The sequence below is a fragment of the Paracoccus benzoatiresistens genome (assembly GCF_026913015.1).
Classification (GTDB): Bacteria; Pseudomonadota; Alphaproteobacteria; order Rhodobacterales; family Rhodobacteraceae; genus Paracoccus; species Paracoccus benzoatiresistens.
This window is the reverse complement of the sequence record NZ_JAPTYD010000005.1, coordinates 25,292-47,091: the sequence shown is the minus strand read 5'-3', so window position 1 is coordinate 47,091 and position 21,800 is coordinate 25,292. Positions and strand designations below refer to the sequence as shown.

19 protein-coding genes and 2 tRNA genes are annotated in these 21,800 nt (G+C 66.8%); 7 read left to right on the top strand and 14 right to left on the bottom strand.

The genetic code is table 11. The annotated features are described in order from the left end of the window. The first annotated feature begins 19 nt into the window (after nt 1-19). The 3 genes from OU682_RS05940 (at nt 20) to OU682_RS05930 (ending at nt 4,443) form a co-directional block, all read left to right on the top strand. Complete coding sequence (locus OU682_RS05940) at nt 20-484, top strand: disulfide bond formation protein B (protein WP_268941154.1); 465 nt, start codon at nt 20-22, stop codon at nt 482-484. A gap of 160 nt (nt 485-644) precedes the next feature. Then, nucleotides 645-3,329: a DNA gyrase subunit A gene (gyrA, locus tag OU682_RS05935; protein WP_268941265.1), complete on the top strand. Its 2,685-nt coding sequence runs from the start codon at nt 645-647 to the stop codon at nt 3,327-3,329. A 46-nt stretch (nt 3,330-3,375) separates the two neighbouring features. After that, a complete protein-coding gene (locus tag OU682_RS05930; protein WP_268941153.1) occupies nt 3,376-4,443 on the top strand; it encodes an AI-2E family transporter in 1,068 nt (355 codons plus the stop codon). A gap of 3 nt (nt 4,444-4,446) precedes the next feature. Here OU682_RS05930 and OU682_RS05925 read toward each other — a convergent pair whose 3' ends face one another. The 4 genes from OU682_RS05925 to OU682_RS05910 form a co-directional block, all read right to left on the bottom strand. Then, nucleotides 4,447-6,870, bottom strand: a complete 2,424-nt coding sequence (locus OU682_RS05925) for a mechanosensitive ion channel family protein (protein ID WP_268941152.1) — start codon at nt 6,868-6,870, stop codon at nt 4,447-4,449. Between the two features lie 5 nt (nt 6,871-6,875). Further along, nucleotides 6,876-7,907, bottom strand: coding sequence for a cysteine synthase A (locus tag OU682_RS05920; RefSeq protein ID WP_268941151.1), 1,032 nt, complete (start codon nt 7,905-7,907; stop codon nt 6,876-6,878). A gap of 92 nt (nt 7,908-7,999) precedes the next feature. Beyond that, entirely contained in the window at nt 8,000-9,064 is a 1,065-nt protein-coding gene (locus tag OU682_RS05915) for an NUDIX domain-containing protein (protein ID WP_268941150.1), read from the bottom strand. Then, nucleotides 9,061-9,912, bottom strand: a complete 852-nt coding sequence (locus OU682_RS05910; RefSeq protein WP_268941149.1) for a hypothetical protein — start codon at nt 9,910-9,912, stop codon at nt 9,061-9,063. Before OU682_RS05910 ends, OU682_RS05915 begins: the two co-directional genes overlap by 4 nt. A 96-nt stretch (nt 9,913-10,008) precedes the next feature. Here OU682_RS05910 and OU682_RS05905 point away from each other — a divergent pair. Next, nucleotides 10,009-10,098: transfer RNA gene (locus tag OU682_RS05905), tRNA-Ser, on the top strand. A 2-nt stretch (nt 10,099-10,100) separates the two neighbouring features. Here OU682_RS05905 and OU682_RS05900 read toward each other — a convergent pair. After that, a complete protein-coding gene (locus OU682_RS05900) occupies nt 10,101-10,310 on the bottom strand; it encodes a hypothetical protein (protein ID WP_268941148.1) in 210 nt (69 codons plus the stop codon). Between the two features lie 316 nt (nt 10,311-10,626). Here OU682_RS05900 and OU682_RS05895 point away from each other — a divergent pair, with 316 nt between their 5' ends. The 3 genes from OU682_RS05895 (at nt 10,627) to OU682_RS24105 (ending at nt 14,803) form a co-directional block, all read left to right on the top strand. Beyond that, nucleotides 10,627-12,357: a sigma-54-dependent Fis family transcriptional regulator gene (locus OU682_RS05895; protein WP_268941147.1), complete on the top strand. Its 1,731-nt coding sequence runs from the start codon at nt 10,627-10,629 to the stop codon at nt 12,355-12,357. A gap of 131 nt (nt 12,358-12,488) precedes the next feature. Further along, entirely contained in the window at nt 12,489-14,288 is a 1,800-nt protein-coding gene (locus OU682_RS05890) for an NAD(P)/FAD-dependent oxidoreductase (protein ID WP_268941146.1), read from the top strand. Then, on the top strand, nt 14,288-14,803 hold the full coding sequence (locus tag OU682_RS24105; RefSeq protein WP_329609787.1) for an alcohol dehydrogenase catalytic domain-containing protein: 516 nt from the start codon (nt 14,288-14,290) through the stop codon (nt 14,801-14,803). The genes OU682_RS05890 and OU682_RS24105 overlap by 1 nt, the downstream gene beginning before the upstream one ends. A gap of 247 nt (nt 14,804-15,050) precedes the next feature. Here OU682_RS24105 and OU682_RS05880 read toward each other — a convergent pair. The 9 genes from OU682_RS05880 to OU682_RS05840 form a co-directional block, all read right to left on the bottom strand. After that, nucleotides 15,051-15,126 (bottom strand) — tRNA-Phe (locus OU682_RS05880). A gap of 39 nt (nt 15,127-15,165) precedes the next feature. Beyond that, entirely contained in the window at nt 15,166-15,363 is a 198-nt protein-coding gene (locus OU682_RS05875) for a DNA gyrase inhibitor YacG (protein ID WP_268941145.1), read from the bottom strand. Beyond that, nucleotides 15,363-16,412, bottom strand: coding sequence for a ribonuclease E/G (locus tag OU682_RS05870; RefSeq protein WP_268941144.1), 1,050 nt, complete (start codon nt 16,410-16,412; stop codon nt 15,363-15,365). The genes OU682_RS05875 and OU682_RS05870 overlap by 1 nt, the downstream gene beginning before the upstream one ends. Further along, on the bottom strand, nt 16,409-17,017 hold the full coding sequence (locus OU682_RS05865; RefSeq protein WP_268941143.1) for a Maf family protein: 609 nt from the start codon (nt 17,015-17,017) through the stop codon (nt 16,409-16,411). The genes OU682_RS05870 and OU682_RS05865 overlap by 4 nt, the downstream gene beginning before the upstream one ends. Nucleotides 17,018-17,030: 13 nt before the next feature. Beyond that, nucleotides 17,031-17,249, bottom strand: coding sequence for a translation initiation factor IF-1 (gene infA, locus OU682_RS05860; RefSeq protein ID WP_036636451.1), 219 nt, complete (start codon nt 17,247-17,249; stop codon nt 17,031-17,033). A gap of 86 nt (nt 17,250-17,335) precedes the next feature. Beyond that, nucleotides 17,336-18,403, bottom strand: a complete 1,068-nt coding sequence (locus OU682_RS05855) for a FliM/FliN family flagellar motor C-terminal domain-containing protein (protein WP_268941142.1) — start codon at nt 18,401-18,403, stop codon at nt 17,336-17,338. A gap of 61 nt (nt 18,404-18,464) precedes the next feature. Next, a complete protein-coding gene (locus tag OU682_RS05850) occupies nt 18,465-21,119 on the bottom strand; it encodes an ATP-binding protein (protein WP_268941141.1) in 2,655 nt (884 codons plus the stop codon). Continuing rightward, a complete protein-coding gene (locus OU682_RS05845) occupies nt 21,109-21,390 on the bottom strand; it encodes a hypothetical protein (RefSeq protein ID WP_268941140.1) in 282 nt (93 codons plus the stop codon). The genes OU682_RS05850 and OU682_RS05845 overlap by 11 nt, the downstream gene beginning before the upstream one ends. 3 nt (nt 21,391-21,393) lie before the next feature. After that, nucleotides 21,394-21,750: a response regulator transcription factor gene (locus tag OU682_RS05840; RefSeq protein WP_268941139.1), complete on the bottom strand. Its 357-nt coding sequence runs from the start codon at nt 21,748-21,750 to the stop codon at nt 21,394-21,396. Between the last annotated feature and the right edge of the window lie 50 nt (nt 21,751-21,800).

Sequence of the window (21,800 nt, the reverse complement as noted above, 5' to 3'; positions counted from 1 at the left end):
AATCAAGGACGAGAGGACCATGGACGGACGACAACTTTCCCTGCTGGCCGGGGCCGGATCGGCGGCGCTTCTGATTGCCGCGCTTGGCTTTCAGGCAGCGGGCTACGCCCCATGCGAGCTGTGCATCCTGCAGCGCTGTCCCCATGTCGCCGCGATCGCCGTGGCGGCGCTGGTCTGGCTGACCGGAAGGGTCCGGGCGCTGGCCGTCCTGGGCATGATCGCCGCGGGCGTCGCCATGGGCCTTGCCCTTTATCACACCGGGGTCGAACTGAAGCTTTGGGCTGGCCCCACGCATTGCTCGGGGACGGTCGGAAACCTGGCCAGCATGTCCCCGCAGGACCTGATGACCCGCCTGCAGAACGCCCCGGTCGTGCGCTGCGACGAGGTTGCCTGGCGCTTCCTGGGCCTGTCCATGGCCGCCTGGAACGCGGTCCTTTCGGCGGGGTTGGCCGTGGTCTGGGGAATGGCGGCAAAACGCGGCTGAAAGGCTTGAAAATCGGGGGGCAAGATTGCCTCTGGGGGCTGCGTCGCCTATATGTAACCCAACAAGATGTTGAGGAAATCCCGTGGCCGACACCCCTGAAGACGACCTGCCCGAGACCCCCGAGGCGGGCGATGAAAACGGCGCTGCGACGCGCCAGGTGATGCCCCATGACGGCCCGGTGATCGACATCAGTTCCGAGATGCGGACCTCGTATCTGGACTATGCCATGTCGGTCATCGTCAGCCGGGCCATTCCCGACCTGCGCGACGGGTTGAAGCCGGTCCATCGCCGCATCCTTTACGCGATGGACGAAAGCGGCAACACGCCCGACAAGTCCTATCGCAAGTCCGCGCGCCCGGTGGGCGATGTGATGGGTAAGTACCACCCGCACGGGGACGCCGCGATCTATGATGCGCTTGTCCGCATGGCGCAGGACTTCTCGATGTCGCTGCCGCTTCTGGACGGCCAGGGCAACTTCGGGTCGATGGACGGCGATCCCCCCGCTGCCATGCGCTACACCGAAGTGCGGATGGACAAGCCCGCCAATTTCCTGCTGATGGACATCGACAAGGACACGGTCGATTTCCAGGACAACTATGACGGCAAGGACCGCGAACCGACCGTCCTGCCCGCGCGCTTCCCCAACATGCTGGTCAACGGGGCTGGTGGCATCGCTGTCGGGATGGCCACCAACATTCCGCCCCACAACCTGGGCGAGGTCGTGGACGCCACGCTGGCGCTGATCGAGAACCCGGATCTGCCGACCGAACGGATCCTGGAGATCGTCCCCGGCCCCGACTTCCCGACCGGCGGGCTGATCCTGGGCCGGTCCGGCGCGCGCAAGGCATACCTTGAAGGGCGCGGCAGCGTCATCATCCGCGCGAAAACGCATATCGAGGAACTGCGCAAGGACCGCTGGGCCATCGTCGTGGACGAGGTGCCCTATCAGGTCAACAAGGCCAGCCTGATCGAACGCATCGCAGAACTGGCCAAGGAAAAGCGGGTCGAAGGCATCGCCTCGGTCCAGGACGAATCCGACCGCCAAGGCGTCCGCGTCGTGGTGGAACTCAAGCGGGACGCGACGCCGGACGTGGTGCTGAACCAGTTGTTCCGCTTCACCTCGCTGCAGACCAGCTTTGGCTGCAACATGCTGGCACTGAACGGCGGCCGGCCCGAACAGCTGACGCTGCGCGACTTCCTGACCTACTTCATCAGCTTCCGCGAGGACGTCGTCGCCCGTCGCACGGCCTATGAACTGCGCAAGGCCCGCGAGCGCAGCCATGTGCTGTGCGGCCTGGCCGTGGCGGTCAGCAATGTCGATGAGGTCGTGGCGACGATCCGGTCCTCGGCCGATGCCGCCGAGGCGCGCGAACGGCTGATGGAACGCCGCTGGCCCGCCCATGACATCCTGGAATACCTGCGCCTGATCGACGACCCGCTGCATCCCGTGAACGACGACGGCACCTACAACCTGTCGGAAACCCAGGCCCGCGCCATCCTGGAGCTGCGCCTGCAGCGCCTGACGCAGCTTGGCGTGCAGGAAGTCACCGACGAACTGGGGCAGCTTGCCGATGCGATCCGCGACTATCTGGCGATCCTGGGGTCGCGCGAGCGGATCATGGGCATCATCAGCGACGAATTGCGCGAGGTGAAGGACCTGTTCGCCGTGCCGCGTCGGACCGAGATCACCGAATGGTCCGGCGACATGATGGACGAGGACCTGATCGAGCGCGAGGACATGGTCGTCACCATCACCTCGGGCGGCTATATCAAGCGGACAGCCCTGGCCGAATTCCGGTCGCAGCGGCGCGGCGGCAAGGGCCTGTCCAGCATGGCGACCAAGGAAGACGACGTGGTCACCACGCTGTTCGTCGCCAACACGCATACCGAACTGCTGTTCTTCACCACCGACGGCATGGTCTATCGCCTGAAGACCTGGCGCCTGCCGCTGGGCGGGCGGACGGCCAAGGGCAAGGCCATCGTCAACATCCTGCCGATCGAGCCGGGGGTGTCCATCGCCGCGCTGATGCCGGTCGATGCGCCCGAGACCGAATGGGAAAACTACCAGGCGGTCTTTGCGACCTCGGACGGGGATGTGCGGCGCAACGCGCTGTCGGACTTCACCAACGTCAAGTCGAACGGCAAGATCGCCATGAAGCTGCCGGACGGGGTGGAACTGGTCGGCGTGCGCATGGCGACCGAGGCCGACGACGTGATGCTGGTCACGAATTCGGGCCGGGCGATCCGCTTCCAGACGACGGACGTGCGCGTCTTCAAGGGCCGCGATTCGACAGGCGTCCGCGGCATCCGGCTGGCGAATGGCGACCGCGTGGTCAGCATGTCCGTCATCCGCCACTTCGAGGCCGACCCTGCCGAACGCGCCGCCTATCTGAAGATGCGCCGCGCCGTGGCCGGTGCGCTGGATGACGGCGCCGAGGCCGACGAGGACGAGGACGCCGTGGCCGAGGCCGCGATCACCCAGGAACGCTATGCCGAGATGTCGGCAGCCGAGGATCTGATCCTGACCATCACCGCGAACGGCGCGGGCAAGATCAGTTCCAGCCACGACTATCCCGTTCGCGGGCGCGGCGGCCAGGGCGTGATGGCGATGGACAAGGCCATGCGCGGCGGCGCGCTTGTGGCCAGCTTCCCGGTCGAGATGGACGACCAGATCATGCTGGCGACCTCGACCGGGCAGTCGATCCGGGTTCCGGTGGACGGCATCAGCTTCCGGTCGCGCAGCGCGGGCGGCGTCAGGGTCTTCAGCACCGCATCAGGCGAGGAGGTCGTCTCGGTTGCGCGGATCGCGGAACAGGGCGACAGCGAGGACACGAGCGACGCATGAACCAGGGCCCGGACGCTGTCCGGGCCCTTTTCACACGAGGGACAGCGTGACTCCATCCAGCGAAGATGTGCTGCGGCAAAGGCTCCAGACCGGGTTCCTGGGCATCATCGCCTTTTCGCTGGTCATGTTCATGCTGTTCCAGGCGCGTTTCGTGCTGATCTGCCTGGCCATCGCGATCATCCTGTTCTCGCTGACCTCGGACGCGATCCAGGCGATTTCCAAGCGGCTCAAGGTGCCGAACTGGCTGGCGACCACGCTGGCGCTGATCGGCATCACCCTGGGGCTGATCTGGCTGTCCACCACGGTCATGTCCCAGGTGAACGAGGTGGTGGGCCGCGCCATCGCCTATGCCGAATCCGTCCAGGTCGCGCTGACGGCCCTGACCGAGCGGTTCGGCCCCGAGGCGCAGACCCGCCTGATGGCCGCCATGACGGAATTCAACATCACCGGCTGGCTGCGGTCACTGGCAGGACAAGCCTCGGGGCTGTTGTCGGGCAGCCTGCTGATCATCCTCTTCGTAGGCTTCATGTTCGCGGAACGCACCTGGCTGCCGGTCAAGGTCGAGCGGCTGACCGGCGATCCGGCGCAGGCGGTACGCATCAACCAGATCATGACCTCGATCATGCGGCGGGTGAACCGCTATCTGGTGGTCAAGACCTTTGTCAGCGCGCTGACGGGCGCGGCCGTGTGGCTGATCTTCGTCCTGGGGCGGCTGGAACTGGCCGCCGCCGTGGCCTGGCTGACCTTTGTGCTGAACTTCATCCCCAATGTCGGATCGGTCATCGCCTGGGCGATCACGGTGGCGCTGGCCTTCGTGCTGACGGGCGATCCGACCACCACCATCGTCGTCGGCACCACCTGCATGATCGTGCATTTCGTGGTGGGCAATATCCTTGACCCGATGCTGACCGGCCAGACGCTGCAACTGTCCAGCTTCGGCATCATCCTGTCCCTGGCCTTCTGGGGGGCCATCTGGGGCATCGCCGGCGCCTTCCTGGCGGTGCCGATCATGGTGGCGGTCATGATCGTCTGCTGGCACGTCCCCTGGCTGCGCCCGGTCGCGATCCTTCTGTCGCGCGAAGGGCTGGCCGATACCGAAACGGCCAGCCGCTGAGCCTTACTTGCCGTCGGGCAGTTCGCGCTGCTGCGACCGGGCAAGGAACTGCGCGGGGGGCGGCGGGACGGCCTCATCCTCGTCCTTGTGGGGGTCGGGAAGATCCTGGCCGTCGCGCCAGATGTCCCGGGTGGTGAAGGGCATCCCGATGCCTTCACGGATGAACCGCTCGACGATCTGGTGATAAACCTCGGAGGTCACGGAAAGCCCCGACCCCACGTCCGAGATGACGGCCCGGATCTCGAAGTTCAGCGCATCGACGGTGATGCCGCGGAACAGGATGGCGGGCGCGGGATCGATGGTGACCAGCGGCTGGTCCTCGATGATCTCCTTCAGGATGCGGGCGACCTTGCGGGTGTCGCTGCCATAGCTGACGCCGATGGGGATGATGATCCGCCCGGTCTTGCTTTGCCGCGTCCAGTTGGTGACCGGCTGGCTGATCAGGTCGCTGTTCGGGACGATCACCTGCTGCTTGTCGAAGGTCTCGACCTGGGTCGAGCGGACCGAGATGCGCTTGACGATCCCCTGCTGGCCGCCCGCGCTGATCCAGTCGCCGACGCTGACCGGGCGCTCGATCAGCAGGATGATGCCCGACACGAAGTTCGACACGATGTTCTGCAAGCCGAAACCAATGCCGACAGACAGCGCACCGGCGACGATGGCAAAGGACGACAGGTCGATCCCCGCGGACGAGATCGCCAGCACCGCCGCCAGCACGATCCCCACATAGCCGATGCCCGACACCATCGCGTTCTGCCCGCCCGCGTCCAGTTTCGTCTTGGGCAGCACCGATGTGCGCATCGCCCCCTGGATGGCGCGCGTGATCGAATAGCCGATGCCAAAGACCAGGATGAACATCAGCACCGCGCCGGGCGACAGCCGCACCCCGCCCAGGGTCGCGCCTTGGCGGAAGCGGACCCAGTATTCGGAAAGCTCGTTGACCGAGGCGCCCCAGATCAGCATGAAGACCGGCACCGACAGCAGGATCAGGGCAAAGCCGATCAGCAGGGGCGCCAAACCTTCCCGTGCCCCTTCCTGCCCGCGCTTGAGCATGTTGAATACATCGGCGATGAAGTCCTGCAACAGCACCAGAAGGCCGATCAGCGCCAGTGATTGCAGCCAGGGCCATGTGCCCAGGTTGCCAAGGTTGACAAAGCCGATGGCTGTCAGCGCCACGGCCAGGATGCTGTTGATGCGGGTCAGCTTTCCCGCCCAGGACAGCACGCGATGGCGATAGGCGGTGGTGGCCTTGTCCGTCCAGGGTTTCAGGCCGCGCAGGATATTGCCCAGCTTGAACAGCAGAGCCGAGGCGATCGTGATCAGCACGAAGTTGTAGACGACAGCCGCGCCTTCCGCGAAATCCAGCGGAATGCGCTGCAGGTTGCTGCTGCGCTCGGCCAGGCCGGACAGGGGCAGGAAGGTCTGCGATGCGATGTAGTGGATCGCGAAGACCACGGCGACGGCGTTGGTCAACCAGCGTGCCTGCTGCCGGTCGGCCGGGCTCATGTTGATGGTGTCGTAGTTGATCGACTGGCCCGGGAACAGTTGCCGCGCCAGCCAGGCGCTGCCGAACAGGATCACCCCTGCCCCCGGCAAGGCTTCCAGGAAGGGACGCGTCCATGGGCCGAAAACCCCTGTCGCGGTCAGGGCGCTGATCAGCAGATAGATCCCCACCATCGGCAGGACAATCTGCAGCAGCGAGACGACAAAGGTCACGGCGGCACGGGAATAATCCTGGGTTCGCACCGAGATCCGCCGTGGCAGCGATTCGACCCAGTGCCGGCCAAAGGTCAGCAGCACGATGGCGGCGATCAGATAGCCCAGAACATGAGGCAGCCTTGGTTCCAGCTGCCGCCAGGTCGCCCGCTCGGAAATGCGCTGGCCGGTGTTCTCGACAATGCCCGTCACCAGCCGCTTCGTTTCCGACAGGGCAAGCATCCAGTTCGCGGGCAGCAGGGGCGAGGTCGATTGCTGCGCCATCTGGCTTGCCGCGCGCAGGGCCAGATTGTCGTCGATCTGCCGGATGATCGCATCGGCGCGGCTGAAGGCCTCGACCGCCGTCAGGCGCGGGGCCTGCACCTCGGACAGCTGCTTTTGCAGGTCGGCCCTGCGCGCGGCGACGTCCTCGGCCTCGGTCTGGCCTTCGGCGGGGACCGGGCCAAGCGCCGCGATCTGGGCTTGCAACGTGGCGATCCGTTCGCCGTTCACGCCCTGGGCTTCCTCGAACTGGCGGCGCCAGTCCACGATATCGGCGCGGATCGATTCCAGTTGGGCCGCCGCCGTGTCCTGGTTCCCGGTCAGTTGTTCTGCCTGGGTGGCGACCCGGTCCCACCGGTCGTAATCCGGCCGGGTCGGTTCCTGGGCCAGGGCCGGTGACATGACAAGGGCAAGGACTGTCAGGACGACAGCCAGAAACGCGCGGATCATGGGTTTCAGCCTTCGTAAACTTCGGGAATGTCGGGCGCTTCGCGGGTCAGCCAGCCCGGCACGGGCAGCCCCTTGGCGCGCAGGAAGTCGGGGTTGAACAGCTTCGTCTGATAGCGGTTGCCATAATCGCACAGCACCGTGACGATGGTGTGTCCCGGCCCCATGTCGCGCGCCATGCGGATCGCGCCCGCGACATTGACGCCCGACGACCCGCCAAGGCACAGCCCCTCGTGTTCCAGCAGGTCGAAGACAACCGGCAGCGCCTCGTTGTCCGCGATGCGATAGCTGTAGTCGGGGGTGAAGCCTTCGAGGTTCGCGGTAATGCGCCCCTGCCCGATGCCTTCGGTGATCGAGCTTCCGGGCGCTTCGAAGTGGCCGGTGGTATAGAAGGAATGCAGCGCGGCCCCTTCCGGGTCGGCAAGGCCCATCTTCACGCCCTTGTGCTGCAAGGCCATCGCCACGCCCGCCAGCGTGCCGCCCGAGCCGACGGCGCAGATGAAGCCATCGACCTTGCCGCCGGTCTGTTCCCAGATCTCGGGTCCGGTGGTTTCCAGATGCGCCCGACGGTTGGCCACGTTGTCGAACTGGTTGGCCCAGATGGCGCCGTTGGGCTCGGTGCGCGCCAGCGCCTCGGCGAGGCGGCCGGAATAGCGGACATAGTTGTTGGGGTTCTTGTAGGGCGCGGCAGGAACCTCGACCAGGGTGGCGCCCGCCAGCCGCAGCATGTCCTTCTTTTCCTGGCTTTGCGTTTCCGGGATGACGATCACCGACTTGAACCCCATGGCGGCGCCGACCAAGGCCAGACCGATCCCGGTATTGCCTGCCGTTCCTTCGACAATGGTTCCGCCCGGCCGCAATTCGCCCCGCGCCACGGCGTCGCGGATAATGTACAGCGCGGCGCGGTCCTTGACCGACTGGCCGGGGTTCATGAATTCCGCCTTGCCCAGGATCTCGCAGCCGGTGGCTTCGCTGGCCTGGCGCAGACGGATCAGGGGCGTGTTGCCGATCATGTCGGCCAGGTCGGGGCAAATTCGCATGGTCAAGCAACCTTCCGGTCTGGATCGAGTTCCGCGTTACCTACACGGGGCGTCCGCCGGGGCACAACCCCAAGCCCGGCCTCAAGCCCGGCTCAGGCGGCTCCCAGTTCCGCGCGGATCGCGTGATGGCGCAACTCCAGCCACAGCGCGATCATGACCAGCGGGCCGTTTGACAACTGCCCCGACATCGCCATTTCGGTCAGCCGGGCGCGGTCGATCACGAGACTGCGAATATCCTCGTCCTCGCTTTCCAGGCCATGGAGGCCTTCCACCCCGTCGGGCAGATCCGCGATACCCACATAGAGATACAGGTATTCGCCCAGCACCCCCGGACTGGGATAATGATGGACGGCGGGAAACAGCCGGGTGATGGTCAGGTTCGCTTCCTCCCGCGCCTCGCGGCGGGCGGCATCCTCGACCGTCTCGCCCGCATCGACGCGGCCGGCGATCGTTTCCAGAAGCCAGGGCTGCGGGTCGCGGCGCAGCAGGGGCGCCATGCGGAACTGTTCGACCAGAAGGACCCGGTCGCGGACCGGATCCCAGGGCAGCACGACAACCGCATCGCCCAGGACAACGGCTTCCCGCCGCACGGACGGGGTCATTCCGCCCGCATGGGTGCGATGGCGCAAATGGCTGACCTGGACCGAGAAGAAGCTTTCGAAGGGTTCGTCCTGCCCGAGGACCTGCACATCCCCGGGCCCGCGCCTTTCGACCAGATCCCCGCCCGAGGCCGGGCTTTCCGCGCCCCGCAGTTCCGATGCCGCCCGGACCCCGATGGCCGAAAGGCGCCTGGCGATGCCGTCCGCCGTGCGGTCGGCTGGCACGGCCAGGACATGCCGCGCGATCGACACGGCCAGATCCACCTGCGGCTCACCATCGGGCCCGCCCGCGCCAAGACCCAGGACCGGCCCGTCGGGATGATCCTGCGGCGCAAGGCCCATCACCTCGGCATAGCGGTCCAGCGCCGCGTTCCGAAACACGCGCATGGCGGCAAGGGTCCCCTGCCCCGCCAGCAGCCTGGGCCAGCCGTCCCGGTCGATCCCGGCGCGCCCGCCGCCTTCCAGACGGCCTCCGACCGCCTGCGGCGTCCCCGTCAGGCCGAAGGCGTCCAGCATCCGTGCATCGGCCAGAAGGCCCACCAGCAGAACCGCGCTCACAACTGCCGCCCCCGGATCTCGGCCGCCGCGGCTAGGCCCATGTCATGCGAGGTCTGCGTGAAGACCGCATCGAACCCCGCGAACATCAGCCGCGACAGGGCCTGCCCTTCGGCGGACCCGGCATAGGCGATATAGGTTTCCAGCTCCGCATCCGTCAACGAGGAATAGGCGAGGAACAGATAGGCGCCGATCCAGTCCCGGGTGTCCGACCGGATCTGCGGCTCCTGCGCCCAGGCATCCCGGATGATCTGATCGTCCCCCATCGGCATGGGAAAGCCGCCACCCGCCTCGAACCCCCGGGAAAAGGCGATGGAGGCGTTCAGCCCTCCGGCCACGTTCGGCTCGATCAGGTCGGCAGCCTCGACCAGCCGCGCGATCTGCGCCGCACGCTTCTCGCCCTGGCCTTCGGCCCGCGCATAGGCGTCGCGCGCCGCTGCCTCGACATCGCTGTCCAGCATCGCCTCGCGGGCCGAGCTTTCCAGCGCCAGCATCCGCTGCCCGAAGCTGCCCCGATAGAAGTCCAGCCCCCCCCGCACCTCTGCCGGGTCCGCCCCAGGCATGGCTCCGGCCATCCCGGCCAGAAACAGCGCCCTCACGCGGGCAGGATCATGGATCGCGCGCACCTGATCCAGCCAGCGTCCCGTGCCGCCGCGCGGGAACATGGTCGCGGCCATCTCCTCTCCCTCGGCCAGGGCCTCGGCCTGCAGGATGGGGGTCAGGCTTTCCAGCTGCATGACGTCCCAGACCGCATCGGCTGCCTGCTGGTGTTGCGCCAGCGGCGCACCCGGCTGCGCAACGGCGGGCCCGGCAAGGGCAAGCAGCAGGTTCAGACACAAAAACCGCAGCATGGTGCATCCTTTCCTGGCACAGGTGTTTTTTTCGACAAAACCCCTTGCGCTTCAACCCCCATCCCTCTAAATCCCCGCCTCACCACCCAAGAGCGCGGAGAGGTGCCGGAGTGGTCGAACGGGGCGGTCTCGAAAACCGTTGAGCCTTCACGGGTTCCGTGGGTTCGAATCCCACCCTCTCCGCCACATCATCCCTTCAGATGATTGGTTTTTTCAACAGCTCTGGCTCCAGGCGCTTGTGCTTCCTGCATCGCGTTTCTTCCTTCCGGAACATGCAGGCCGCATAGCCGTAACGGCGGAAGGCTTGTCCGGTTTCCTTGCACTGCCAGAACCAGCCTTTGGGCCAGATTGCCCTGAAGGACGAGCCGCGCAACGATGCCGCCTTGCCCGTTCGGCATCAACGACCTTCCTGCCCTGAAGAAGGCTAAAGAGAGAGCGGGTTGTCGCGCGGCAGGGCGAATCTCGGCACGGACGACCCTGCGCAATAGCTGGCGACCGGCGACCCCTTGAGCAGAGCGCAGGCATGGCCAAGGCGGAACTCATGCCCAGGAGCAATCCACGCCCGGCAGCAAAAAGCGTTTCTGATTAGCATCTTCCACCACCCTTGCCAGCTGAAAGTTGGCGGCAGGGGCGGGACAAAAGTCTGGTCTGCCGAGGAGCCTCTGCTGTGCTAGCCTGAGCTATCGGTTTCGGCTTGGGCTTAGGGAGGGCGAGGTGACCGATCGTCGTCACATCAAAGAGATCGAGCAGGTTCTCGGCGGCACGCAGACGGGACGCGACAGTTTCGTGTCGGCGTCCTGGCGGCGCTGCGTCGAACTCTACGGGATGGACCCCTCGCGCAACGACCCCGCCCATATCGTGACCGACGCTGAACTGCGCGATCACCGCAAGCAAGCGGAATGGATGATCGGGGCGGCGCGGTCCAGCCTGCAAAGCCTGTTCCGGCAAGTCGCCGGGCAGAACTACGTCCTGCTTCTGACAGATGCGAAGGGCGTCTGCGTCGACTTCTTCGGAGACGACCTCTTCGTCAATGACCTGCGCGGGGCGGGGCTCTACCTTGGCTCGAACTGGTCCGAGGACCTGGCGGGCACCTGCGGCGTCGGAGCCTGCATCGTCACGCAGGAGCCCGTGACCATCCACCAGGACGACCACTTCGGCAATGCACATGTCTCGCTCAGCTGTACCGCGGCGCCGATCTTCGACAGCCTCGGAGGGCTTGCGGCGGTGCTGGACATCTCGCTGCTGCGCTCGCCGACGCCGAAGCGCAGCCAGAACCTTGCCATGAGCCTTGTCACCAACGCGGCGCGGCGAGTCGAGATGGCGAACCTCATGGCGGAAGGCCGGCGCGATTGGGTGCTGCGGCTGTCCGACAGTCCGGAATTCCTCGACGTCGATCCCGAGGCCGCCGTCCGCCTGGACGGCTCGGGGCGGGTCCTTGGCTATACCCGCGCCGCACGGCGCCTTTTCACGGATGGCGGCACCATCATCGGTCGCCGCATCGACGAGGTGCTGAACCTGACGGTCGACGACCTGCCGGACCTGATGCGCGACCGCCCGACCGAGGACCGCATCGTCACGATGCGGGACGGCGGGGCGCTTTTCGGTCATGCCATCGCACCGCAGGCGCCGCGGACCGCACTGCGCAGCAGCCGCCAAGGCGGCCCGCTTTCGGGATTGGCGGGCGACGACCCCGCCATGGAGCAGGTTCTCGCGCGGGCGGCAAAGCTGGCGCGCACCAGCGTGCCGCTGCTGATCTCCGGGGAAACGGGAACCGGCAAGACCAAGCTGGCCCGCGCGATCCACATGGTCGGGACAGCAAGCGGCTTTCTGAGCCTCGACTGCGCCGGACTGTCCCCCGACACGCTGCAGGAAACCTGCGACACCGTGAACGGTCCGACGACGCTGCTTCTGCGCCGGATCGAGGATCTGCCAGGGGACGCGGCGGCCGCGCTGGCGGCCATTCTGGACGGCCGCGACTGCCTGAGGCCGCTGTCCACCACATGCGTCGCTCCCGGCGCCCTGGGCCTTTCCCGCCCGCTGTTCCATCGCCTTGCGGGCGCCACGCTGAGCCTGCCGCCCCTCCGCCAGAGGCAGGATCTCGGCACGCTGATGGACCGGCTTCTGCGGCGGCGCGCACCTGATGACATGCGCCTGTCGCCCTCGGCCCGCGCCGCGCTGCTCGGCCGCCAGTGGCCCGGCAACCTGCGCGAGCTCGAGCAGGTGCTGGATGTGGCGATCGCGCTGTGCGAGGGGCGGGTGATTGATCAGTCCGATCTGCCCGCCCCCGTCGACGCGATGATCCAGGCCACCGAAGCCGGGGAATCGCTCGAGCAGGTCATGGAGGCCTGCGGATGGAACATGTCCTGTGCCGCACGGCGCCTCGGGGTCAATCGTTCGACCGTCCTGCGCCGTCTGCGCAAGGCCGGGTTGCAGCCGCCCCACTAAGCTGTTGCGCGGCGTTGCGCCTGCAACATGCCGCACCGCAGCGGACGATTTTGGTGCCCTCACATTGACCTTTTGATGGATCGTGCGGCGCGACGCCCCCGATACTCCTCCTATCCAGAGGAGGAAACCCGATGTTAGACTCAGCCACAACGACCCGCACGCAGGAGGTGCTGGATACGCTCAACGCCGCGCTGGCGGCAGGCGACGTGGACAGCGCCAAGGCGTTGTTCGCCACCGACAGCTACTGGCGGGACCTGGTCTCTGTCACATGGAACCTGAAGACGGTCGAGGGCCCCGACGGCGTGGCCGACATGCTGACGCACCAGCTGGAGCACACGAAACCCGGCAATTTCCAGATCCAGGATGGAGAGATCCCCGCCGAGGAGGGCGGCGTGATCACCACCTGGATCACCTTCGAGACAAAGGCCGGGCGCGGCTGGGGTCTGATGCGGCTGAAGGACGACCGCATCTGGACGCTGCTGACGGCCCTTCAGGAACTGAAGGGCTTCGAGGAAAACCGCGGCAAGCGTCGTCCCATGGGTGCGGAACACGGCGCGCAGAAGCACCGCACCACGTGGAAGGAAAGCCGCGAAGCGGAGGAGGCTCGCCTGGGCTACGACATCCAGCCCTACACGGTCATCGTGGGCGGCGGACAGGGCGGCATCGCGCTTGGGGCAAGGCTGCGGCAACTGGGTGTGCCGACCATCGTGCTGGACAAGCACGACCGCCCCGGCGACCAGTGGCGCAGCCGCTACAAGTCGCTCTGCCTTCATGACCCGGTCTGGTACGACCACCTTCCCTACATGAAGTTCCCCGACAACTGGCCGATCTTCACGCCCAAGGACAAGGTCGGCGACTGGCTCGAGATGTACACCAGGGTCATGGAAATCAACTACTGGACCCGCTCGGAGGTGCAGTCGGCCCGGTATGACGAGGCCTCGGGCACATGGACCGTCGAGGTCAACCGCGATGGAGAAAAAGGCACGCTGAAGCCCACGCAGCTGGTGCTGGCCACGGGCATGTCGGGCAAGCCGAACATGCCGCGGTTCCCCGGCATGGACAGCTTCAAGGGCGAGATCCAGCACTCGTCACAGCACAAGGGCCCCGACGCCTGGACCGGCAAGAAGGTCGTTGTCATCGGTTCCAACAACTCGGCCCACGACATCTGCGCCGCGCTCTGGGAGGCGGATGCCGACGTGACCATGGTGCAGCGCTCCTCCACGCATATCGTCCGGTCGGACAGCCTGATGGAGATCGGGCTTGGCGCGCTTTACTCTGAGGAAGCGCTGGCGAACGGGGTGACGACCGAAAAGGCCGACATGATCTTTGCCTCCCTGCCCTACCGGATCATGCACGAATTCCAGATTCCGCTCTACAACCAGATGCGGGAACGCGACGCCGAGTTCTATACCGGGCTCGAGAAGGCAGGGTTCGAACTGGACTGGGGCGAGGACGGATCAGGCCTGTTCATGAAATACCTGCGGCGCGGCTCGGGATATTACATCGACGTGGGCGCCAGCCAGCTCATCATCGACGGCGAGGTGAAGCTGGTCAAAGGCCAGGTCGATCATTTCGAGGAAGACGCCGTGGTGCTGAAGGACGGCACGCGCCTTGAGGCGGATCTTGTCGTCATGGCGACCGGCTATGGCAGCATGAACGGCTGGGCCGCCGATCTCATCAGCCAGGAGGTCGCGGACAAGGTGGGCAAGGTCTGGGGTCTCGGCTCGGACACGACCAAGGACCCCGGCCCGTGGGAAGGCGAGCAGCGCAACATGTGGAAGCCCACGCAGCAGCAGAACCTGTGGTTCCACGGCGGCAACCTGCACCAGTCGCGGCACTACTCGCTTTATCTCGCACTCCAGCTCAAGGCCCGGATGGAAGGCTTGGATACGCCCGTCTACGGCCTGCAGCAGGTGCATCACCTGTCGTGATGCATCTTGCGCCCGGCTGCCTCCCGGCCGGGCGCGCCTTACCCCACCATTTGGAGAAGAAGATGAAAGCGGCACGTTGGCATGGCGTAAGGGACATCCGCGTCGAAGACATCGCAGAGCCAAGCCCGGCAGCGGGCGAGGTCAAGATCAAGGTCGCCTGGACCGGCATCTGCGGCAGCGACCTGCATGAATACCTTGCGGGTCCGATCTTTGTGCCGGTGGAAAAGGATCACCCGCTAAGCCGGGACAAGGCGCCGATCACCATGGGCCACGAATACTGCGGCACCGTGTCCGAGCTTGGCGAGGGGGTCACGGGCCTGGCCGTGGGCGAACGGGGGTCCAGGACTGCTCCGCATTCCCCGCATTTCGAAGGCACGGGAATGAGGAAAGAAACTGTCCAGATTGTGGCTCCCTGCCCGTCTCACCCTTTTCGCCCTGGGCATCCACGACCTTTTCGCCGTCTTGCAAGGCGCCTTCTTTTCGGGAATCGACGATCAATCGCATGCGCAAACTGATCCACCCGGCACCGACCGGCGAAGAGATCGCCGCAGACCATGATCCGCGCGGCGAGTTCATTCGGTCACGAGAGTTCTGGCCAACTTCCCAGTCAAACAGAACGCGAGGCCATGTCGGCAGATTACCCGATTCATGATCCTGTTGTGTCTGGTAGCAGCAATCGCTCTCGGCCACTCCCGACGAACTTCCTGCGCTTCGACACGAAACCAGCACCAAGAAGATGTTATCGGCCTGATTGGAGTTTTATGGTGCCCGGAGGCGGATTCGAACCACCGACACGCGGATTTTCAATCCGCTGCTCTACCAACTGAGCTATCCGGGCAACCTGACGCGCCGTTTGGCGCGTGGCGTGACGCGGTGTTTACGGGCGCTTGTCGCGGCTGTCCAGCCCCTTGTCGCTGTTTTTTTCGTCCATGTCCGAAGCGAGGTCGTCAAGCGGCTGGCCAGGGATGACATAGGCGCCGCGCAGCCAGCGCCCCAGGTCGATGTCGGCGCACCGCCGGGAACAGAACGGACGGTATTCCGGCACGCTGTCCTTGTTGCAGATCGGGCAGGCCATCAGCGCGCGCCCTGCGCCAGGCGCCGCAGCGGGATGCGGTCGCGTTTGCGGTTGATCTCGTAAAGGCCCATCGTGGTCCAGCCAATCAGAGAGGTTTCCGCGCTTTCGCCCTTGAAGGCGGCACGCAGGATCTGGTCCAGCGTGGCGCGGTCGCGCTTGGGAATCGGGGCGAAATCCACGACCACCTGCCCGCCAAGCCCGCGAAGGCGCAACTGGCGCGGCAGATCGCGGGCCAGGGCGATGTTGGCCTTCAGCGCGGCGGCGGGGCTGGTGTCGTTGCCGGTGTTCACATCGATGGCGACAAGGGCGCGGGTCGGCTCGATCACGGCGTGGGCACCCCCGGGCAGCGCGACCTCGGGCGAGAGAAGCGCATCGACGGCTTCCAGGACGCCGCAGCGGGCAAAGCTGTCATCGCCCTCCTCGACCGCGTCGGGTTCGGGATCGGCCCATTCCATCCAGGCCTGCTCGTGCGGCGAGGCGACGCCCAGCAGCAGTTCGGGCTGGCCGGCCTGCTCGGCCATGATCCGGGCGGACAGGTCCAGAAGGCCGTGCAGTTCCTCGGCAATGTCCCCGGGCGCGGCCAGTTCGGCCAGGCTGCGGAAGATGATCCCGGTCCCATCGGGCGGCGAGGCGGCCGCACCCAGGGCTTCCAGTTCGGCACGCAGATCCTCGTCCCGGATGCGGCGCGAGACGTTGATGCCCGGCGCGCCCGGCGTCACCAGCACATGGCGACCGCGGAACAGGATGCGCGAGGTCAGGGGAATGGCCTTTGCCTCTTCCGCGACGCCGGCCACCTGGACCAGCAGCGACTGTCCTTCGGCAAGGCCGGACCGGTCGCGCAGATAACCGCGCTGGCCATCGGGCAGGCGCAGGAAGACCCCGCCCTGCCCCTTCATCAACCGCTCCACCACGCCACGGCAGATGTCGCCCGGCACCAGGGGTGCAAGATCGCTCGCATCGACCAGAAGGTCGACAAGGCGGCCATCCTCCAGAAGCGCCGCGGCTTCGGCCCCGAACAGTTGGCCCAGAACGACCTGGCGTCCCTTCATCGCGGGGCTCCCTTCATGACGATGCCGCTTGCTGCCAGAATCGCGGCGGTTTCGGACAAGGGCAGGCCGACAACAGAGGAAAACGAGCCTTGGATCCACGGAATGAAGGCGGCGGCCGCGCCCTGGATGGCATAGCCGCCCGCCTTGCCCTGCCAGTCGCCGATATCGAGATAGGCTTCCAGTTCGGCAGCAGCGATCGGCCGCATCCGCACGGCGGTTTCCACCAGCCGCTCGCGCGTCCTGTCGCCCTGGCGGACGACCAGGGCGGTCAGCACACGGTGACGGCGGCCGGACATGAGGCGCATGAATTCGCCAGCCTCGGCGCGCGATGCGGGCTTGCCCAGAATGCGACGACCCACGGCAACAGTGGTATCGGCGCAGAGCAGCACGTCGCCGGCGGCAAGGTCGAAGGCCGCAGCCTTCGCCAGGGCAATCCGGCGGACATAGTCGCGCGCGTCTTCGCCCTTCAGCGGGGTTTCATCGATATCGGCGTGGCGGACCTGATCGGGGACGATGCCGATCTGGGCCAGAAGCTCCAGCCGGCGCGGACTGGCCGAGCCGAGGATCAGACGCGGGCCGTCGAAATTCGGCCGGGGCGCAGTCATTGCCGCGCCCGCGTCACTTGAAGCGGTAATTGATCCGTCCCTTGGACAGGTCATAGGTGTTCATTTCCACCTGCACCTTGTCGCCGGCAAGGACGCGGATGCGGTTCTTCCGCATCTTTCCTGCCATATGCGCGATGATCTCATGGCCGTTTTCCAGCTCGACCCTGAACGTCGCATTCGGCAGGAGTTCCTTCACGACGCCAGGAAATTCGAGCATTTCTTCCTTGGCCATGATCACTCCATTCTGATCGCCCCGCCTGATTCGGGACGGGGGTTAGATGCGACCGGCCGGGCCGGATTTCAAGTCTAAAGAATGAGTCACGCCCCCGATCCCAGTCCGACCATGCCCTTTTCGCCAGCCGCCGCTTGGGCATCGGCAGCGGCGCGGAACGGATCGCTGCCTGACAGATCGGCTGGGGGCAGCACCGGGGACAGGCCGGCGCGGTGCGATGGCTGTTCGGCGGCAGGCCGGGACGGGTCGTGAAGGCGCAGCGCATGACAGCCCTCTGATTCGCCCAGCTTGCCGGTAGCCAGCAACTGGCCGTCGCGGGTTTCCAGCCGCGCTTCCGCCAGGTTGACGCGCGGCAGGGGCAGAAGCCTGCCCGGAACCAGGGCGCGCAACTCGCCAAGCGTGACCGTGCGGCGGCACAGCACGCCCACCACCTCGACCGGGGCGGCGGCCATGGCGCCGGCAAGCGACGGGGCCTGCGGGACAGCGGCCGGGGCTGGCAGGGCAGCAGCGGCCGGGGGCGCCGCTGGCCGCACTTCGGCCTTGTGGGGCACGGCGATCAGGATCCGGCCGTCGCGCGTCTCGGCCCCGCCAAAACGCAGCTCGAAGGACAGGCTGCGATAGGGCCGATCCTCCAGCATCAGCACCAGGGGACGGGGATCGTCGAGATAGGTGGCGTAGCGATAGCCCTGGATGGGGCCGAATCCCTCGACCGCGCCCATCTCGGCGCCGAGTTCCGCCATCAGGGCATTGACGAAATCGACGCAGATCGCGGCATCGCTGCGCGTCAGCTTGCGCCGCTCGGCGGGGCGCGCGGTGACGCGGCCCAGGGCCTGTACCTCGATCAGCGCGGTCACGGTATCGAAGCCAAGCGCCATGGCGCCGATCTGGTCGCCCGGTCCCTGCAGGACCACCAGCAGCGACTGGTCGGGCAGCAGTTCGGGCAGTTCGGCCAGGGTCGCTGCGCCCGACTGGATGTCGATCGGAAGCACCGGCAGGCGGTACAGCCGTTCCAAGGCCCGGCCCACCGCATTGGCGGCAGCCCGCGCGGGGGACAAGGGCTGCGGCTGCGGCAAGCGCGCGGGCTTGTCCTTGCCGCCTTGTGCCCGCGCCTGAAGCAAGGCCCGCAGCCGTCCCGCCTGTCCAGGTTGCGCCATGATAAACCCCGAATCGCCCGTCAGATGACTGCACTGTGGCAAGAAGCGGTTGACAAAGCGTTTACGCCCGCAGGCGGTGGGCCGCATCGACCGGGACCGGGGGCCGCCGCGGCAGCACGATGCGGAAGGCCGCGCCGCCCTGTCCGGGCAGATAGGTGATTTCCCCGCCAAGATTCGCCATGATCTCGCGGCAGATCGCCAGGCCCAAGCCCGCGCCCCCTGCCCGCGCGGGATCGTTGAGGCGGGCGAACTTTTCGAAGATCAGCGCCTGGCGCCCGGCCTCGATCCCCGACCCGTTGTCGATGATGTCGATCTGCGCGCCGCCGCGCAGGTTGCGGCGGACGCGGATCGTCAGCACGGGCGGCTCGGCATCGCAATATTTCCGGGCATTGCCGATAACATTGATCAGCACCTGCAGCAGGCGGTCGGCATCGGTGATCACGGCGACATATTCGTCCAGAGGCTCTCGATCCACGCGAAAGACCCGCTCGGGGCGGGTGGCGGATGCGGCGGACAGCGCGCGTTCGATCAGGTCGTGCAGGTTGGCGGGCGTGATCGACAGTTGCGCCTGCCCGCTTTCCAGGACCGACAGATCCAGCAGGTCGTCCAGCAGGCGGGTCAGGCGCCCCGCCTCGTCATAGATGATCTTGGCGAAGCGGTCGCGATCGGCCTCCGACAGATCCGGCGTGCGCAGGATGTCCGAAAAGGCCCGGACCGAGGTCATGGGCGTGCGCAGTTCGTGGCTGATCTGCCCCAGGAAGGCGTCCTTCTGCACGGACAGGGCGGTCAGCTTGTCATTCGCCTCGCGCAGCTGACGCGCGGTGCGGGCCAGTTCGGCGGTGGCGTTTTCCAGGCGCTGCGTTTCCTCCTTGGCGCGCTGCGCCTCGTCCGCGACCTCCATCAGGTCCGACACGGTCAGTTCCGCCCCGCCTGCCACGCTGTCGATCATCGCATGGGCCGTGGCGGCGCCGATGGAGCCCGCCAGCCGCCGTTCCAGCCGCGTCAGGAACCGGGGCGTCAGGTCGGGCAGATAGCCGGACTTGCCCTGGAAGGCGGCCTCGGACCGGAAGAAGCGCAGCGCATCCTCGGCCCCCCAGACGCGGCGGGCCATGACCAGCAGGGGCTCGGCCTGGTCGGCGCCGCGCGCCAGGCGGCTGTGGCGGATCGGATCGACGGCGCTGACAAAGGACAGGCCCTGCAGCCGTTCGACCGGATCGGGCATCCCGAAGATCGACAAGGCGATGAACGCCAGCATGTTGACCGTCAGCGACAGGAAGATCGCGAAGGCCAGCGGATCGACGCCCGCCGGCAAGGGCGGTGGGCTGCCGATCCCGACCGAGGGCAGGAAGATCATCGCCAGCCACAGCAGGAAGCCGCAGCCCACCCCGGCATAGGCGCCGTTGCGGTTTGCGCCCCGCCACAGCAGCCCGCCGATCATCGCGGGCAGCACCTGCGCCATTCCGGTGAAGGCCACCAGCCCCATGGAAGCAAGCGTCGTCGTCCCGCCCGTGGCCTGGTAATACAGCCAGCCCACGGCCATCACCGACAGGATCGCCACCCGCCGGGCGTTCAGCACGAAGCCGCGCAGATCCTCGGGGTCGTCTCCCTGCGGCTTGCGGCGCAGCCCCAGCCACAGCGGCACCAGCCAGTGATTCGAGATCATGGTGGCCAGCGCGATGGTGCAGACCACCACCATCGACGTGGCCGCCGAAAAGCCGCCGAGGAAAACCAGGAAGGCCAGCCAGTTCTGCCCCGACTGCGCGGGCAGCGTCAGGACATACAGGTCCGGGTTGGCATCCGCGGGCAGAAGCTGCTGCCCCATCACCGCGATCGGCAGGACGAACAGCGACATGGCGAACAGATAGGCCGGGAAGGCCCAGCCCGCGGTGCCCAGGCGGTCTTCGTCCGCAGCCTCGACCACCAGCACCTGGAACATGCGCGGCAAGGCGACGATGGCCGCGCCCGACACGATCAGCAGCGCGGTCCAGCGGTCGGGCTTCAGGATCCAGCCTTGATCTTGTGCGCGGCTCGCGATCCGGCCCAGCATGTCGGCGGGGCCGTCCGCCAGACCCCACACGACAAAGACGCCAAGCGCCAGGAAGGCCAGCAGCTTGACCACGGCCTCCAGCGCGATGGCGGTGACGACGCCGTGGTGGCGCTCGTCGGCGGCCAGGTTGCGGGTGCCGAAGAGGATGGTGAACAGCGCCAGCCCCGCCGCCACCCACAAGGCCGTGCCCCCGCCCCCGGCCAGCGGGATGTCGGTCAGGCTGTCGGTCGCGAAGACCTCGAAGGACAGGCTGACCGATTGCAGTTGCAGCGCGACATAGGGCGTGGCCGCGATGACGGCGATCAGAGTGACAAAGGCTGCCAGCCGGTTCGACTTGCCAAATCGCGCCGAGATCAGGTCGGCGATCGAGGTGACATGATGCATCCGCGCGACCCGCACCAGCCGCCGCAGCCCCCACCAGGCGCCGGTGAAGACGACCGTCGGCCCCAGGTAGATCGTGGCGAATTCCAGCCCCGAGCGGCTGGCGTAACCCACCGCGCCATAGAAGGTCCAGGCCGAGCAATAGACCGAGAGCGAGAGCGTATAGACGACCGGATGGTCCAGCCAGCGCACCCTGCCCTGCGATGCCGCGCGGTCGGCGGCGAAGGCCACGCCGAACATCAGCGCGACATAGGCGAGGCAGCCCGCGACAAGTGCCTCAAAGGGCATGGTCGTCGTCCTGCGCAATGGCCTGGCTGGCGCGCAGCGTCGCCGCGTCGGCCCGGCGCAGTGCGCGGTGCAGCGCCCAGACGGCGGCGATCAGCGCGGCCCAGAGGCCGAACAGCCAGACCGCGCCCGCGGCGAAGCTGACCCGGGCAGGGATCCACCAGACCGGAACCAGGATGGCCAAGGCCGCCAGCACCGGCAGCACGCGCGCTGCATCGCCCAGCCGGCGGCGGCGGAAGGATGCGCGTTCAAGAAACAGCGGCCGGTCGGGCATGGCCTAGTTCAGCATCCGGCGCACCATCGCGCGCAATTCGTCATTGGCGAAGGGTTTGGCCAGCACCGCATCGGCCTGCGGCAGGTGCAGCGTCGCCTGCCCCCGCGCGGTCAGCATCAGCACCGGCGTCGCGGCAAGGCCCGCGTCGTGATCGTTGCGCAGTTCCGCAAGGATCTCGGTCCCCGAGCGATGCGGCAGCATCACGTCCAGGATCACCAGGCGGGGCTTGCCGCTGCGGATCGCCTCGATCCCGCCCAGGCCGTCGCCATGCAGCGCGACCTGCCAGCCTTCGCGCGTCAGGATGAAACGCACCGCTTCGGCGATGTTCGGCTCGTCCTCGATCATCAGGATGTCTAGCATCCTCGCCCCTCCTCAGGCGTTTGATGGATCATGAGCCGGGGGGCGGGTGC

Bases quoted from the DNA above. Each gene is read 5' to 3' on its own strand.
- OU682_RS05940 (WP_268941154.1), top strand. From the start codon at position 20: ATGGACGGACGACAACTTTCCCTGCTGGCCGGGGCCGGATCGGCGGCG.
- gyrA (WP_268941265.1), top strand. From the start codon at position 645: ATGCCCCATGACGGCCCGGTGATCGACATCAGTTCCGAGATGCGGACC.
- OU682_RS05925 (WP_268941152.1), bottom strand. From the start codon at position 6,870: ATGATCCGCGCGTTTCTGGCTGTCGTCCTGACAGTCCTTGCCCTTGTC.
- OU682_RS05920 (WP_268941151.1), bottom strand. From the start codon at position 7,907: ATGCGAATTTGCCCCGACCTGGCCGACATGATCGGCAACACGCCCCTG.
- OU682_RS05910 (WP_268941149.1), bottom strand. From the start codon at position 9,912: ATGCTGCGGTTTTTGTGTCTGAACCTGCTGCTTGCCCTTGCCGGGCCC.
- OU682_RS05900 (WP_268941148.1), bottom strand. From the start codon at position 10,310: ATGCCGAACGGGCAAGGCGGCATCGTTGCGCGGCTCGTCCTTCAGGGC.
- OU682_RS05890 (WP_268941146.1), top strand. From the start codon at position 12,489: ATGTTAGACTCAGCCACAACGACCCGCACGCAGGAGGTGCTGGATACG.
- OU682_RS24105 (WP_329609787.1), top strand. From the start codon at position 14,288: ATGCATCTTGCGCCCGGCTGCCTCCCGGCCGGGCGCGCCTTACCCCAC.
- OU682_RS05875 (WP_268941145.1), bottom strand. From the start codon at position 15,363: ATGGCCTGCCCGATCTGCAACAAGGACAGCGTGCCGGAATACCGTCCG.
- OU682_RS05870 (WP_268941144.1), bottom strand. From the start codon at position 16,412: ATGAAGGGACGCCAGGTCGTTCTGGGCCAACTGTTCGGGGCCGAAGCC.
- OU682_RS05865 (WP_268941143.1), bottom strand. From the start codon at position 17,017: ATGACTGCGCCCCGGCCGAATTTCGACGGCCCGCGTCTGATCCTCGGC.
- infA (WP_036636451.1), bottom strand. From the start codon at position 17,249: ATGGCCAAGGAAGAAATGCTCGAATTTCCTGGCGTCGTGAAGGAACTC.
- OU682_RS05855 (WP_268941142.1), bottom strand. From the start codon at position 18,403: ATGGCGCAACCTGGACAGGCGGGACGGCTGCGGGCCTTGCTTCAGGCG.
- OU682_RS05850 (WP_268941141.1), bottom strand. From the start codon at position 21,119: ATGCCCTTTGAGGCACTTGTCGCGGGCTGCCTCGCCTATGTCGCGCTG.
- OU682_RS05845 (WP_268941140.1), bottom strand. From the start codon at position 21,390: ATGCCCGACCGGCCGCTGTTTCTTGAACGCGCATCCTTCCGCCGCCGC.
- OU682_RS05840 (WP_268941139.1), bottom strand. From the start codon at position 21,750: ATGCTAGACATCCTGATGATCGAGGACGAGCCGAACATCGCCGAAGCG.